Genomic DNA, 15,103 nt, shown 5'->3' on the forward strand with positions numbered 1-15,103 from the left:
ACTGCTGGGGAGCCTCCTCAGAGCATGCCGAACAGCACCGTCGTCCAGAACAGGACGAGGAACGCGCCGACGACCACCCAGAAAAGCTTCCGGACGAGGTGCATGTCGTCGAACGCCGAGGGGTTCGGCTTGGTAACGTGGCCGTTGCTCATGACTCGGGAGTTCGTTTCACTTCGGGAAGTAGTCTCGGTGAGAACTCTGGGTAGTGTTCAGGTCAACAGGCGAAACCGGGATTGGGGTCTCGAAAGCCCGCCAAGGAGAGTTGATGATGCGCCGGCTGAAACTAGAGGCGGATGCGCTACTTTGAATCGCCTGTGGGTCTACCCCTCGCCGTCCGCGGGAGTAGACGCTCGCACTGCCTCCGACTCACGCCCCACCGAGAGCGGCGCGGCCCAGAGTGCGAGCGCACCCCCGCCGACCAACAGCACCGCGCCGAGTGCCGCCAACATCCGGGGGAGCGCCGCGACGGCGAGCGCGCCGGCGGCGATTTTGAGCGGTGCGACCGCAACCGACCGGAGCATCGAGACGGTGCTGAGGACCGACGCGCGTCCTCGGGACCGAATCCCGTCGTTGATGCGGCCGTCGGCGAGCGGCCGAGAGGTCGCGCCGAGCGCCCGCAGGAGGAAAAAGAGCGGGAGCGCCAGCCACGGTTCCGCGAGGAGGGCGACGAGACCCACACCCGCCAGAAACGGGGCGACCCGGAACCAGTCTTCGACGCCGACGACCTCCTCGATTCTGCCGGTCTGGCTCACTGCGGCGGCCGAGACCAGCGTCAGACCGGCGTAAATCGTGCCGAGGCGCTCGGGCGCAATCGACAGGACCTCGACGCTGACCGGTTGGACGAACAGGAGCGCCGACGAGACCACCCCGAGGAACAGCGCGGTGTAGGCGACGAACGCCCGGAGACCGGGCCGGGCCAGCGCGGTCCGCGTGACGGCGACGGCCTCTGAGGGGGTGAGGTAGTCCGAACCGTCGGAGTCTGGGTCGGAATCGTTTTCCGCTTTTTGGACCTCTTTTTTATTTCCTTTCGCGTTCTTCTGATTGCTTTCGGCATCCTCCGAGGGCACCGCCACGAGGAGCAAGGCGGCTCCGCCGAGGAGCGCGGCGGCGTCGAGCGCCCACGGCAGGACGTGGCTGACGGCGTAGGCGCGACTGCCGACGAGGGCCGCGCCCGCCTGTCCCGCGAGGCCGAGCGCGCGGGCGCGGCCCGAGACGCGCGCGAACTCGGCTTCTGCGTCAGCGTCGGCCAGCATCTCGTAGAGCCACGCATCTGACGCGCCCGACGAGAACGTCGCGCCGACGGCCCGGACCACCACCGCGACGAGGAAGGCCGGGAAGGAGTGGGCCAGCGCGTAGCCTACTGCTCCGGCGGCACCGAGCGCGTTGGCCAGCGCGAGGCCGTTGCGCCGACCGATGCGGTCCGCGAGGTAGCCCGTCGGGAACTCGAACCCGAGGACTGCCACGGTAAACGTCGCTTCCAACAGGCCGAACTGGGCCAGCGAGAGGCCCCGCGACTGGTAGAAGACGACGTAGATGGGGACCGTGAACGCAAGCGACCGCGAGACGACGTAGAGGTAGAATACGCCGACCGGCCGCGACGGCAGGCGGTCGGCAACCGACTCGAAGGGTTCGCTGTCTCGGGCGGGTCCCGGCATGTAGTGTGACAATTATCACACAGCGACGTGAAGCTTCTCCGAGACGTTATACCGTCACACACTCTCACGGAGAAACCAGCGTGGGTCCTCGCCGCCACCTCTGCCATTGCGGTTTTCCGACGCGACGGCGTATCGGGGTTCGACATGAGCGCACTCGATACCGCGGGGGTCGCGGTCGGCGCGTTCTGGTTGCAGACCGGCGGGAGTTGCGCGCAGAACCGGATTCGGCGGTTTCGTGACTTTCCACAACCGCCATGGGTGGGGTAAAGGGGCCGGTCGCTTTGGAAGACATCTTCAGTACCCCCATTCTGACGATTCCGTCGAGAATCCGGACAGCAGAAAAAGAGACCAATCTATCGAACCAACCTCGCACCCATAGACGACACCCTTTTCCCGACCAACCGACCAAAAACAGGTAATGAGTACCGAGACGCCGGACGCCACCGAGACCGAGGCGTTCGAGCGAGTCTGCGAGGAGCTAGTCGAGCGCATCCTCGACGGCGACATCGAGCGCGACGACTTGGAGAGCGAAAAGCTATCGGTCTGTTCGAAATACTCGTCGCCGAAGGTCCCGAAGAACTCCGAACTGCTGGACTACGCCCCCGAGGAGCGCCGCGAGGACCTCCAAGAGGTCGTCCAGAACAAACCAGTCCGGACGGCCTCGGGCGTCTCACCGGTCGCCATCATGACGAGTCCCCACCAGTGTCCTCACGGCAAGTGTCTCTACTGTCCGGGCGGACCGGGGTCGGAGTTCTCGTCCTCGCAGAGCTATACCGGTCACGAACCCGCCGCGGCACGCGGGGTGCAGAACGACTACGACCCCTACGGGCAGGTCACGCTCCGATTGGAGCAGTTGCGCGAAATCGGCCACCCGGTCGATAAGGTCGAACTCATCCTGATGGGCGGGACGATGACCGCCCGGAGCCACGACTATCAGGAGTGGTTCGTCAAGCGCGCGCTGGAGGCGATGAACGACTACGACACCGACAAGTCGCCCGAACCCGCCGAGGGCGTCAGTTTCGCCGAGGACCCACAGAACGTCGATTTCCGCTACCTCGAAGATGTCATCGCCGAGAACGAGCAAAACGACATCCGGGCCATCGGCATCACCTTCGAGACCAAGCCCGACTGGTGTGACCCCGAGCAAATCGACCGGATGCTCGACTTGGGCGGCACGAAGGTCGAGGTCGGCGTCCAGACCACCTACGAGCGCATCAACCGCGAGATGCACCGCGGCCACGGCGTGCAGGCCTCCATCGACGCCAACCAGCGCCTCCGGGACGCCGCGTTCAAGGTCGGGTTCCACATGATGCCCGGCCAACCCGGCATGTCCAAAGAGATGTGTCTGGAGGACTTCCGCAGACTGTTCGAAGACGAGAAGTGGAAACCGGACTACCTCAAAATCTACCCGACGCTCGTGGTCCGGGGCACCGCGACCTACGACTGGTGGTATCAGGACGAGTACGAACCCCTCCAGAACGAGGAGGCCGCCGAACTCGTCGCGGAAATCAAGTCGATGATTCCAAAGTACACCCGCCTCCAGCGCGTCCAGCGCGACATCCCCGCGGACTTCATCGACGCCGGCGTCTGGAAGTCGAACCTCCGGCAACTCGCTCGCCAGAAGATGGACGACCACGGGTGGGAATGTGACTGCATCCGGTGCAGAGAGGTCGGGATGAACGACGAGGACCCCGAAACCGTCGAACTCGACGTGATGACCTACGAGGCCGCCGGGGGAACCGAACACTTCATCAGCTACGAGGACCCCGACAAGGACCTCCTCATCGGGTTCTGCCGACTGCGATTCCCCGGCGACCCGGTTCGCCGTGAACTCCAAGACGCCGCGCTGGTCCGCGAACTCCACGTCTACGGCCCGATGGTCGAGGTCGGCGACCAGAGCCACGACTGGCAACACAAGGGGTACGGAAAGAAACTCCTTCGGAAGGCACAGGAAATTGCGGCCGACGCGGGCTACGACAAGTTGAGCGTCATCTCCGGCATCGGTGCGCGAGAGTACTACCGAGAGAAGTTGGGCTACTATCAGGACGGGCCGTACGTGAGCAAGCGGCTCTGAACCGGCGGAGCGATTGCATCGCGGCGAGTGGTGGCGTGACGAGTCGAGACGCCGTAGCGATAGGTCTTTCCGCCAGAACGAGCAATCACGGAGCATGGACCAGAAGCGGGAACTGTCGAGTATCGACCTCGCCGCCGTGGTCTCCGAGTTGGGGACCTACGAGGGCGCGAAACTCGACAAGGCTTACCTCTACGACGACGACCTTCTGCGGTTCAAGATGCGGGACTTCGACCGAGGACGGGTCGAACTCCTCGTGGAAGTCGGCGACCTGAAGCGTGCCCACGTCTCGGACCCCGAAAACGTCCCCGACGCACCGGGACGACCGCCGAACTTCGCCATGATGCTCCGGAATCGGCTCTCGGGCGCTGACTTCGCCGGCGTCGAGCAGTACGGCTTCGACCGCATCCTCCAGTTCCACTTCGAGCGCGGCGACGAGGACACCACCGTCGTCGCCGAACTGTTCGGGCAGGGCAACGTCGCGGTGCTGGACGAGACCAACGAAGTCGTGGATTCGCTCGACACCGTGCGCCTGAAATCTCGGACCGTCGCGCCGGGAAGCCAGTACGAGTTCCCCGACGAGCGAGTCAACCCCCTCGAAGTCGATTACGAGACCCTCGCGGCCTACATGGACGAGTCCGACACCGACATCGTGCGCACCCTCGCCACCCAACTCAACTTCGGGGGCCTCTACGCCGAGGAGGTCTGCACTCGGGCAGGCGTCGAGAAGGGCAAGGACATCGCGGACGCCACCGAGGAGGACTACGAGGCCGTCTTCGACGCCATCCAGCGCCTCGCCGAGCAGGTCCGCCAGCGCGAGTTCGACCCCCGCGTCTACCGCGAGGACGACCGACTCGTGGACGTGACCCCGGTGGCCCTCGAGGAGTACGCTGGCCTCGACTCCGAGGCGTTCGACACCTTCAACGAAGCGGTCGATTTCTACTTCGCCAACGTCGATTACGAGGGCGACGACGCCGGCGACCAGAGCGGGGCCGGCGACCAGCGCCCCGACTTCGAGGCCGAAATCGAGAAGCAAAAGCGCATCATCCAACAGCAGGAGCAAGCCATCGAAGGCTTCGAGCAAGAGGCCGAACAGGAGCGCGAGAAGGCCGAACTCCTCTACGGCCACTACGGACTGGCCGACGAGATTCTGAAGACGGTCCAGAGCGCTCTCGAACAGGGGACCTCGTGGGACGAAATCGAACAGCGTTTCGACGAGGGCGCGGAGCAGGGTATCTCTGCCGCCGAGGCGGTGCAGGGCGTGGACCCCGAAAACGGGATGATAACGGTCCGAATCGACGGGACGAACGTCCCCCTCGACGCCGAGATGGGCGTCGAGAAGAACGCCGACCGACTCTACACCGAGGCCAAGCGCATCGAGGAGAAAAAAGAGGGCGCGCTGGCCGCCATCGAGGACACCCGCGAGGATTTGGACGAGGCCAAGCGCAGAAAGGAGGAGTGGGAGGCCGAACCCGACGACAGCGGCGAAGACGGAGGCGAGGGCGACGAAGACGAGCAAGAGGAAATCGACTGGCTCTCGGAACTCTCGATTCCGGTCCGCAAGCAGGAGCAGTGGTACGAGCGGTTCCGGTGGTTCCGGACCAGCGACGGCTTTCTGGTCATCGGCGGGCGCAACGCCGACCAGAACGAGGAGTTAGTACAGAAGTACTTGGAAGGTAACGACCTGTTCTTCCACACCCAAGCCCACGGCGGCCCCGTGACCGTCCTCAAGACCTCGGACCCGAGCGAACCCTCCCGCGACGTGGACGTGCCCGACCAGAGCAAGCGCGAGGCCGCCCAGTTCGCGGTCTCCTATTCGTCGGTCTGGAAGGACGGCCGGTTCGCCGGGGACGCCTACATGGTCACGCCGGACCAAGTGAGCAAGACCCCAGAGAGCGGCGAGTACCTCGAAAAGGGCGGGTTTGCCATCCGAGGAGACCGCAACTACTTCCGTGACATCGAGGTGGGCGTCGCAGTCGGGATTTCGTGCGAACCCCACACCCGAGTGCTAGGCGGACCGCCCTCGGCCATCGTCCCGCAGGTCGAGACCCACGTCGCGGTCGAACCCGGCCGGTACGCCCAGAACGACATCGCCAAGCGCATCTACCGGGAGTTCCGCGAGCGGTTCGAGGACACCTCGTTCGTCCGGAAGGTGGCCAGCGCCGACCTGATTCAGGAGTTCCTGCCGCCCGGCGGGAGTCGGATGAAAGACGAGTAGGAGATACCGAGACTCCTCGTTTCGCGTTCCAACGCTACTGTTTTCGACCTCAGTTCTGAGCTACCCTCGGTCACACGCCAATTTAAGACGATGGCAAGTGTCTATGTGTTGAAGAAGCCGCTTCCGATAGAGGGGGTTATTCGAAAACCATCATGTTCGAAACAGCACTCAGATACCTCGTGGACGGCGACGACGGCGTGGAGACGATTCTGGTCGGCGGACTCCTCACCCTTCTGGGGTGGCTCCTGATTCCGGCGGTGTTGGTCGCGGGCTACCTCCAGCGAGTTCTCGCGCGGACCAACGCCGGCGAGGACGCGCCGTCGTTCGACGACTGGGCCGACCTGTTCTGGGACGGCCTGAAGGCAATCGGCGTCACGGTAGCCTACTTCGCGGTGCCGGTGGTGTTGCTGACCGCGGTACTGGCGAGTCTGGTGGTGTTCTCGGTCGAGACCACGGTGACGGCCGAGGAGACCGTCGCCGACCCCGCCACCGTCGCCGAACCCGTCACGAACGTCGGTCCCGACCTTCTGACCGTCGTCATCGTCTTCGGCGGACTGGCGCTGGCCGGCATCACGTCGCTGGTCGCGTGGTACGCCCTCCCCGCCGCGCTCAACCGCCTCGCGGTCGAGGACCGATTCGGCGCGGCGTTCGAGTTCGGACGGCTCTGGCCGGTTCTGACGAGCGAGGCCTACGCGACCGGGTGGCTAATCGCGCTGGTGGTCCTCGTGGTCGGCGGCGCGCTGGTGAGCGGTCTGGCGTCGATTCCCCTCCTCGGGTGGGCGCTGATTCCGTTCGCGTCGTTCTACCTCAACGCCGTCGCGTTCTCGCTCTACGGACAGGGCTACCGCGATGCGACCGGGACCGGTCGTCGGGAGTCGGTCGAAGGCGAGCGCCAGACCTCGGCCTAACCAGCTTTTAGAAGTATTTACATATTCTAAAGGAGTATTTTCTTGTCTTTGAGAACGATTTTAGTTTCTGTCGGCGGAGTCACCGGGGCGACCGCGGCCGACGCCGAGACGCCAGAACTAACTCCGCCTGCGCGAATCCTCCACCGTGTTCCGCGAGGCCCTGACCTATCCGGTCCGAGGAGACCACGAGACCCTTCTCGTCGGTGTCATTCTCTCGCTGGCGGTCGGTCTCCTCGCCAGACTCGGCGTCCTCGCGCTCCTCGCAGTCGTTCCCGTGGTCCTGCTGGCAGGCTATGCCCTCGCAGTCGTCCGGGCCACCGCGGAGTCCGGCGGTAGCACCGCGTCACTGCGCGAGGACTCGCCGCCCCGGTTCGGCGACTTCCGGGCGCTCGCAGGCGACGGCCTCCGGGCGCTGGTCGTCGCGGGTAGCTTCCTGCTGGTGCCGGCCGTCGGCCTCGCAGTGACGGTTCGCGGCGCGGCCGCCGGCGGTGGGCCGGCGGGACTGGGCGCGACCGTCTTCGTCCTCGGCGCAAGTACGACGGTCCTGCTGGTCTCGCTGGCGTTCGCCTACCTCCTGCCCGCGGCGCTGGCCGGGGTCGCCCGGCGTGGCGACCTCTCGGGGGCCTTCGACCGCGGGCGACTCCGCCGCCTCGCCGGCGACGGTGGCTACTTCGTCGGGTCGGTCGGAGCGTTGGTGGTCGGGGCGAGCGCAGTGGTCCTCCTCGGGTCGCTGACAGCACTGGGTCGGCCCGGCGAGGTGGCGGCGCTCGCGCTCTCGTTCTACGCGCTGGTCGCGGTCGCTCGGCTACTGGGTCGTGGAGTCGCTCGATGAGGAATCGTCGGCTGTCGAGTATTCTAACTACCGCAGTAGCAGTCGCTCAGGGTCTTGAACAGACGGGGTAGGTAAACCAGCGGTACCACACGTGGAAACCACGCGGGCTGAAAGGGGCTGGCCGACCGTGCCGTCTACGTCTCGCTTTCTTTTGTCGGTACAAAACACCTCCGATACGCCGGCCCGGTGACCGGCGGCGACTCGATAGCCTGTCACGGCCGTCGTCCAACGTTCGACCGCAGGTAACTTATCGCCTGCCGACCCATTTCCGGACATGCGAATCAGCAACCGCCAGCGGGTCGATGGGGGCGGAGAGCGCATCACGCTCGTCCCCGAGAGTCTGGACGACCTCTGGCATCTCACCTACGTCCTCGAACCCGGCGACCTCGTGTCGGGCGACACCACCCGGCGCATCCAGCGCAACGACGACCAGATGCGCGACACCGGCGGCGAGCGAGAACACATGCACGTCACCATCGAGGTCGAATCGGTCGAGTTCCACAAGTTCGCCAACCGCCTCCGGGTCGGCGGCGTCATCGAGAACTGCTCGCGCGAGGACCAACTCGGCCAGCACCACACCATCAACTTCGAGGAGAACAAGGAACTCGCCATCGAGAAGGTCTGGAAGCCCGACCAACTCGACCGCTTGGAGGAGGCCGAGGAGGCCACCGACAATCCCGACGTGGCCATCGTCACGGTCGAGGAGGGCCAAGCCCACATCCACACCGTCGCCCAGTACGGGGCCGAGGAGCGCGCCGAGTTCACCGGCACGACCGGGAAGGGCGAGTACGCCCGAGGCCGGGACGAACTGTTCGCGGAACTCACCGATGCCGTCTCGCGCCTCGACGTGGACGCCATCGTCCTCGCCGGACCGGGGTTCACCAAGCAGGACGCCTACGACTACATCGAGGAGGAACACCCCGACCTGACCGAGAAGATAACCACGGTAGACACCAGCGCGGTCGGCGACCGAGGAGTCCACGAGGTCCTCAAGCGCGGCGCGGTCGAGGAGGTCCAGAAGGAGACCCGCATCGCCGAGGAGGCCGAACTCATCGACGAACTCACCCGCCGAATCGGCGAGGGGGCCAGAGCGGCCTACGGTGCCGAGCAGGTCCAGAAGGCCGCCGACTTCGGGGCCATCGAGCATCTCCTGTTGCTGGACGAGCGCCTGCGGGTCGAGCGCGGCAACGAGGGCGAGTGGGACTTCGACGTGAACGACCTCATCACCACGACCGAGCAGAAGGGCGGCGACGTGACCGTCTTCTCCAGCGAGTTCGCGCCGGGCGACCAACTCGAAGGGTTCGGCGGCATCGCCGCGCTCCTGCGCTACCGGTTGGAGTAAGCGAAAGACGACCCCCGACCCATGAATCTGGAACGCTGGCTGGATTACGTCTTCTTCGCCGGTCTGGAAGTCTCGGTGCTGTCGATTCCGGCGCTCGTAATCCTGCTGTTCGCCACCCCGCAGGGTCCGATTTCGCTGGCCGCGCTGACCGCGGTCTGCGCGCTGACCTGCGCCGTCGGCACTCTCCGCGGCGGGTGGTTCGATTCGCGGGACTGGCCGCCGCCGGGCGACCCCTACACCATCCCGGTCCGGTCGGCCTACTATAGCGCGACCATCGCCGGGGCGGCCTATCTGGGGTCCGCTGGCCTCGTCGCGCTTGACACGCCGGTCGCCGGTATCGCAATCGCGGCGCTCGTCTCGGTCGTCGGTGCCGCCGCGCTCCCCCGCGTCCTCGGCGGCGTGGCCTCGCTGGCCGACCGCCTTCAGTCAGTCTGAACCGAGGACGACCGCGGGCAATACGTATCATCGTTTTCGATTGTATTTTATTTGGTTAGCACTTCTAAAGGTACTTCTCTCGCGTAATCGTCGGTCGCTACCTCCGACCCTGAGCTTCGACCGCTCCGAATCGCCCCGGAACAGGCAACTTTTTCCACCCGCTACCCTACAAATCCGGTATGAACCTCTCGGACGAACAGCAGGCCATCCGCGACGTGGTGCGGGAGTTCGCGGTCGAAGAAATCCGCCCGACCGCCGAAGCAGGCGACCGAGAACAGACCTTCCCCGAGGAGGTCTGGGACGGACTCGCCGACCTCGACATGACCAGTCTCACGGTGCCCGAGGAGTACGGCGGCCTCGACGTGGACCGCCTGACCTACAGCATCGTCAACGAGGAGGTCGCTTACGGCCAACTCGCGGTTGCGACCGCACTGTCGGTCCACAGCCTCGCAACCTCCTGCATCGCCGAGTTCGGCGACGAGGACCAGAAGGAACGCTGGCTTCCCGACATGGCCGAGGGTCGCCCGGTGGGCGCGTTCGCGCTCTCGGAACCCCAAGCCGGTTCCAACCCGGCCGAGATGACCACCGAGGCCCGACGCGAGGGCGACGAGTACGTCATCAACGGCAAGAAGCAGTGGATAACCAACGGCCACCGCGCTGGCGTCGTCGTCCTGTTCGCCAAGACCGACCGCGACGACCCGCGGTCTGTCACCCAGTTCGTCGTGCCGAAGGACGCCGACGGTCTCGAAGTCGGCAAGAAGGAAGACAAACTGGGCCTTCGCGCCAGCGACACCACGACCCTCATCTTCGAGGACGTGCGCATCCCCGCCGAAAACCGCCTGACAGAGGAGGGCAAGGGCCTCTCGGCGGCCTTCCACATCCTGAACGGCGGGCGCATCGGCATCGCAAGCCAGTCGGTCGGACTGGCCCAGTCGGCGCTGGACGAGGCAGTCGAGTACTCGCAGGACCGCGAGCAGTTCGACCAGCCGATTTCGGAGATTCAGACGATTCGCCACAAACTGGCCGACATGCAGACCCAACTGCAGGCCGCCCGCCTGCTGACTCGGGACGCCGCCCGGCGCGACGACCGGGGCGAGAATGTCGAGATGGCCGCCAGCATGGCCAAGTACTTCGCCAGCGAGGCCGCGGTCGATGTGGCCAACGAGGCGGTCCAGATTCACGGCGGGTACGGCTACACCACCGACTTCGACGTGGAGCGACTCTACCGCGACTCGAAGATTCTGCCCATCTACGAGGGGACCTCCGAGATTCAGAAGAAAGTCATCGCGCGGAACGTGCTGGAGTAGTCCGAACCCCACGAGACCGCTCGAACCACCGCTACACTTATTATCTCGCTATTTAAACCGGAGAAAACGTTATGGTCGTTTCCGAGGACTCGAAGCTAGTCGATTTCGACGCGGACGCCGCGCTGGCTTCTGCCCGCGAGGAGTTCGAGGGAGAGATTCGCCTCTGCGTGGAGTACACCGCCGACGAGTTCCACACCCTCTACGCCGACGAGACGACGCTCGCGCTCTACGGCGACCGCGAGCAGATGGCCGACCACTTCGAGGAGGTCCACTCCTACGTCCACGTCGATTTCACCGAGCGCGACCTGTTCGAAGACGTGTTCGTCGGCGCGGGCGGCGTCCGGTCGTTCGTCGCCCAGATGGACCACGTGACGTTGGTTCGGGTCCTCTCGGGTCAGCAGGGCCTGTTCTTCTCGACCGACCCCGGAGCCGAGGTGACGGCGCTCGTGGAGGCCGTCGAGGACGAACTGGACTGACCACCGACACCTCTTTTTCGGCGGTGGCCCTACCGCGAGTCGTGACCCGAGACGACGCCGACGAGTTGGCCGCGGTGGTCTACGACCTCGACGGGACGCTGGTCCGACTCGACGTGGACTGGGAGGCGGTAGACGCCGGACTGGTGGCCCTGCTGGAACGCGAGGGCGTGGATACCGACCCCCTGACGATGTGGGAACACCTCGACGCCGCCGAAGAGGCCGGCGTGGGCGACGAGGCCGACGAACTCGTCGCCGAGGCCGAGCGCGAGGGGGCCGAGAACTCCCGGCGACTCGAACTCGCGGACGCTCTCACCGACCGCGAGATTCCGGTCGGCGTCTGCTCGCTCAACCACGAGTCGGCGGTCCGCATTGCCTTGGACCGCCACGACCTGACCCGACACGTCGAGAGCGTGGTCGGCCGGGGGACCGTGCCCGAGCGAAAACCCCACCCGCGCCCCCTGCTGGCGGCAATCGAGGAGTTGGGCGTCGAACCCGAGAACGTCCTGTTCGTCGGCGACTCGGCGAGTGACGAGAAGACCGCCGAACGCGCCGGGACGAAGTTCGAGTGGGTGGAGTGAGACGAAGTTTCGTCGGGACGCGTTCGGTGATACCGACGACCAGTCTGGGTGGACTGAAAGGGGCCGCGAGCTCGCATTTACTGTAGTCGTCTCAGCACGGCCAGTATTTCGCGGGCGCAGAACTGCGCCCGCGAAATATCCTGCTGAGCGACTGCGAGCGGGCGGGGGATTTCTAAAGCGTCATCACTGCAGGCTCACGTTCTACTGATTTGACTGAACCCGAGGAGACGATTCACTCCTGACTCCGAGCGTACAGAAACACGCCCACTGCGACGACGAACCAGACCAGCGCGCCGACCCGAATCGCAAACTCGGCTCTCGCGGCCCACGTCGGGAGCGAGACCCCGACGAGCAGAGAGACGACGGCGACGACCGGCGCGCCCACGACGATGGTGAGGGCGAAGGTGGTCTGCATCACCCACGCGTAATCGACGCCCTCGGGGTCGTGGGACTCGACTGGTTCGGGCACGTCTGGAACGCGGGACGCTCGGGGCTTAAACGTTGCAGTCTTAGGCCCTCCAGAAGTAGTCGAGACCGACAGCAGAGAATTTTAGTTTATATTCGGACAGTCACAGTTGTTGTCTATTACGTATGCCTCGGAGTCTCCGGGCTGAACACCTAGTTTAGAGTAGGGGTAGACATTGATTAATTCAGCCAGATTAGCTGCTCCGTAGACGAAGTGTCCCTGAAGTTGCGCAGTTCCGTTGTACTCTCCGGTATCCTTGTTCTTTGACCCGTTTTGGACTCCTTTATAAGTCCACGCAAAATCTACATCCGTAGCGTATGCACTATGAGAAATGCTATCCACTGTATTTAGATCGTCCCAACTCCAATTAACTTGATGGTGGAACTTCCAAGCGTTTGTTCCGTACCACGTTTTTGCTGGGTAGACGATTTCGTCGCTTGATTCTCCAGAAGAACTGGTGCTAACACCAGAGTTGGTAACTCTCTTTCTACCTATTTTCGTCACTTTCTGAGATTCCAGAACTGCCTCCTGTCGATTAGGGGTCAACTCTTGGAAAATGGCCTCTTGTTCGTCTTCTTCGTACTCATGGAATTTCAGCATGAATTCCTTTAATTCGCCGCGGTCAGTAGGATTGAACCGCAGATCAATATTCTCGTGGTTTTCAGATGGGGACTTCACTGACTCTTTTGCAAGAGTGTTTCCAACAAAGCTTAGTCCCAGAGCGGAGGAAAGTCCGTAGGAGACCACTTTTCTACGGCTGTGTTCGCCATATTTATTATTATCTTTTGACATCGCAACTATATCTAGTAACAGGGTGATTAAATATGTTTTCAATAAGATAGAATATAAACATTTTATTATCTACATAAACGACTATTATTCTGGCTTGTATATTCAGAATCACCGATGTTAACACAGTATCAGAAAAATTTATTAAAGCTGATAGGGGAATCTGTGCTACTTTTATTATTTATAACTCCAATACTATATAAGATTTATTGGTCGATTGGGAAGCAGGCATTGGTTCTTCTAGGTGTAGAGTGGCCAATAACGTTAGAAAATATGGCTGTTGGCCTTACTCTTGGCCTATTTTGTCTTATCATTTCACTACACAATACCTTTGAGCTGTTAACATATATGGAGAAATAATCATATCTCGATCTTAAGATACGCTATTTGGGACGTATCGATTGTGGAACCGAACAGGTTTAACATACCGCGAACCAGTCCACGAACATGACGACCGTTCAGGACCTCGCGGAGAAGGCGGGCGAGGAGGAGATTACGATGCTGACCGCGTACGACGCGCCCACCGCCGGAATCGTGGACGAGGCCGGGGTGGACGTAATTTTAGTCGGCGACAGCATGGGCAACGCGGTCATGGGCCACGACTCGACGCTCCCCGTGACTGTCGAGGAGATGCAGAGTCGGACCGCCTCGGTCGCTCGCGGGGCCGACGACGCGCTGGTGGTCGCTGACATGCCCTTCCTGAGTTACGGCGTGGACCGGAGCGAGGCCGTCGAGAACTGCGGCCGGATGCTCAAGGAGGCCGACGCCAACGCCGTCAAAATCGAGAGCGGTCCCCACACCGTCGAACTCACCGAGCGACTCGTGGACTTGGGGATTCCCGTGATGGCCCACCTCGGGCTTACTCCTCAGCGCGTCAACCAGTTGGGCGGCTACTTCCGGCAGGGAACCGACGAGGAGAGCGCGGGCGAGATGCTGGAACTGGCGAAGGCCCACGAGGACGCCGGGGCCTTCTCGCTGGTACTGGAACACGTCCCCTCGAACGTCGCGGGCCAGATTACCGACGCCCTCGACATCCCGACCATCGGCATCGGCGCTGGCCCCGACACCGACGGGCAGGTCCTCGTGCTGAACGACGTGTTCGGCATGAGCGAGCGCAGTCCCTCCTTCTCCGAGCAGTTCGGCGACGTGCGCAGTGAGATGGAGCAAGCGGTCGAGGGGTTCCGCGACGCGGTGGAGTCAGGAGAGTTCCCCGCCGAGAAGCACAGTTACGAGGAAGCCGAAATCGACGACATTTACTGATTTTCGGAGTTTCAGGCCCTTTCGATGGCGTCGGTGGTCTCGTCGGCCTTCACGTAGTCGAACAGCGCGACGGCGACCAGCGCCCCGCCGAGGCCCGCCATCGCTTCGACCGGGGTGAGAAATCCCGCGGGTCGGGCCGGAGCGACGAGGAGGCCGACCCCGACTGCGCCAGCGACGAGACCCGCCCCGACCGACTTCGCCAGCGCGTGTCCTCCCGACTGGCCCGGAACGCGGTCGGTCAGCAGTTCGTAGACGCCGAGGGTCGTGAACCCCGCGAACCCGACGAGGAGGCCGGTCCAATGGTTCGGCGGCGTCACCGAGGCCGGCCCCAGATTCGCGGCCGCCGTCGCCGCCGGAACGGCCAGATTCACGAGTCCGGTCGTCAGCGCGCCCAGAAGGCCGAGGAACCCGGCGTCCGACAGCGACGACTCCGGGGGCAGGAGGGTCACGAAACTCCGGTAGGCGACTATCGACCCGACCAGCGGGAGCGCGAGGGTCACGGGCGTCGGTCCGTCGGCGTACACCGTCGCCGCGATGCCGTGCCCGAGGAGGGCCACCCCGAGCGCGAACAGCGCGAGGGCGTAGGCGAACCGCTCGTGTCCTGAATCGTTCATGTCGAGTGTCGCTCACGCCGGGGATATGAGCGTTGGGTTCGGCAGGAAAGACGTGTTTTTGTTTTCCTAAGCAATTTATGCGTTTCTCAAGCAATCTTCAGTATGGTTAAAAGTGGGAAGGAGCTAGCTACAGGCTTGAACAACGCCGTCTA

The 15,103-nt window shown here is 63.5% G+C and carries 15 protein-coding genes; 10 read left to right on the forward strand and 5 right to left on the reverse strand.

Features of this window, described 5'->3' with window-relative positions; translation table 11 throughout:
* Nucleotides 1-17: 17 nt before the first annotated feature.
* Nucleotides 18-152 carry a hypothetical protein gene (locus P2T57_RS07050; RefSeq protein ID WP_276301778.1) on the reverse strand — a complete coding sequence of 45 codons (135 nt, stop codon included), beginning with the start codon at nt 150-152 and terminating at the stop codon, nt 18-20.
* 168 nt (nt 153-320) lie between these two features.
* On the reverse strand, nt 321-1,655 hold the full coding sequence (locus P2T57_RS07055) for an MFS transporter (protein ID WP_276301779.1): 1,335 nt from the start codon (nt 1,653-1,655) through the stop codon (nt 321-323).
* Nucleotides 1,656-2,073: 418 nt separating this feature from the next.
* On the opposite strand from P2T57_RS07055, the gene P2T57_RS07060 reads away from it, so the two are divergent.
* The 9 genes from P2T57_RS07060 to P2T57_RS07100 all read left to right on the forward strand — a co-directional run bounded on the left by P2T57_RS07060 (nt 2,074) and on the right by P2T57_RS07100 (nt 11,822).
* Entirely contained in the window at nt 2,074-3,729 is a 1,656-nt protein-coding gene (locus tag P2T57_RS07060) for a tRNA uridine(34) 5-carboxymethylaminomethyl modification radical SAM/GNAT enzyme Elp3 (RefSeq protein ID WP_276301780.1), read from the forward strand.
* Between the two features lie 94 nt (nt 3,730-3,823).
* Nucleotides 3,824-5,944, forward strand: a complete 2,121-nt coding sequence (gene rqcH, locus P2T57_RS07065) for a ribosome rescue protein RqcH (RefSeq protein ID WP_276301781.1) — start codon at nt 3,824-3,826, stop codon at nt 5,942-5,944.
* 152 nt (nt 5,945-6,096) lie between these two features.
* Nucleotides 6,097-6,852, forward strand: a complete 756-nt coding sequence (locus P2T57_RS07070) for a DUF4013 domain-containing protein (protein WP_276301782.1) — start codon at nt 6,097-6,099, stop codon at nt 6,850-6,852.
* A gap of 145 nt (nt 6,853-6,997) precedes the next feature.
* Nucleotides 6,998-7,684: a DUF4013 domain-containing protein gene (locus P2T57_RS07075; RefSeq protein ID WP_276301783.1), complete on the forward strand. Its 687-nt coding sequence runs from the start codon at nt 6,998-7,000 to the stop codon at nt 7,682-7,684.
* Between the two features lie 274 nt (nt 7,685-7,958).
* Nucleotides 7,959-9,026 carry an mRNA surveillance protein pelota gene (locus tag P2T57_RS07080; protein ID WP_276301784.1) on the forward strand — a complete coding sequence of 356 codons (1,068 nt, stop codon included), beginning with the start codon at nt 7,959-7,961 and terminating at the stop codon, nt 9,024-9,026.
* A 21-nt stretch (nt 9,027-9,047) separates the two neighbouring features.
* Complete coding sequence (locus tag P2T57_RS07085) at nt 9,048-9,461, forward strand: DUF8215 family protein (protein WP_276301785.1); 414 nt, start codon at nt 9,048-9,050, stop codon at nt 9,459-9,461.
* Between the two features lie 179 nt (nt 9,462-9,640).
* Nucleotides 9,641-10,768, forward strand: a complete 1,128-nt coding sequence (locus P2T57_RS07090; RefSeq protein WP_276301786.1) for an acyl-CoA dehydrogenase family protein — start codon at nt 9,641-9,643, stop codon at nt 10,766-10,768.
* A 71-nt stretch (nt 10,769-10,839) separates the two neighbouring features.
* Nucleotides 10,840-11,244, forward strand: coding sequence for a DUF7522 family protein (locus P2T57_RS07095; RefSeq protein ID WP_276301787.1), 405 nt, complete (start codon nt 10,840-10,842; stop codon nt 11,242-11,244).
* A 41-nt stretch (nt 11,245-11,285) separates the two neighbouring features.
* On the forward strand, nt 11,286-11,822 hold the full coding sequence (locus P2T57_RS07100) for an HAD family hydrolase (RefSeq protein ID WP_276301788.1): 537 nt from the start codon (nt 11,286-11,288) through the stop codon (nt 11,820-11,822).
* A gap of 232 nt (nt 11,823-12,054) precedes the next feature.
* On the opposite strand, the gene P2T57_RS07105 is transcribed toward P2T57_RS07100, so the two are convergent.
* On the reverse strand, nt 12,055-12,291 hold the full coding sequence (locus P2T57_RS07105; RefSeq protein ID WP_276301789.1) for a DUF5822 domain-containing protein: 237 nt from the start codon (nt 12,289-12,291) through the stop codon (nt 12,055-12,057).
* 81 nt (nt 12,292-12,372) lie between these two features.
* Nucleotides 12,373-13,080, reverse strand: a complete 708-nt coding sequence (locus P2T57_RS07110; protein ID WP_276301790.1) for a hypothetical protein — start codon at nt 13,078-13,080, stop codon at nt 12,373-12,375.
* A 444-nt stretch (nt 13,081-13,524) separates the two neighbouring features.
* On the opposite strand from P2T57_RS07110, the gene panB reads away from it, so the two are divergent.
* Nucleotides 13,525-14,337 (forward strand): 3-methyl-2-oxobutanoate hydroxymethyltransferase, encoded by an 813-nt coding sequence (panB, locus tag P2T57_RS07115; protein ID WP_276301791.1) that lies wholly within the window; start codon nt 13,525-13,527, stop codon nt 14,335-14,337.
* A gap of 11 nt (nt 14,338-14,348) precedes the next feature.
* On the opposite strand, the gene P2T57_RS07120 is transcribed toward panB, so the two are convergent.
* Nucleotides 14,349-14,951 (reverse strand): hypothetical protein, encoded by a 603-nt coding sequence (locus P2T57_RS07120; protein WP_276301792.1) that lies wholly within the window; start codon nt 14,949-14,951, stop codon nt 14,349-14,351.
* Between the last annotated feature and the right edge of the window lie 152 nt (nt 14,952-15,103).

The organism is Halorussus lipolyticus, from assembly GCF_029338375.1.
Taxonomy (GTDB): Archaea; Halobacteriota; Halobacteria; order Halobacteriales; family Haladaptataceae; genus Halorussus; species Halorussus lipolyticus.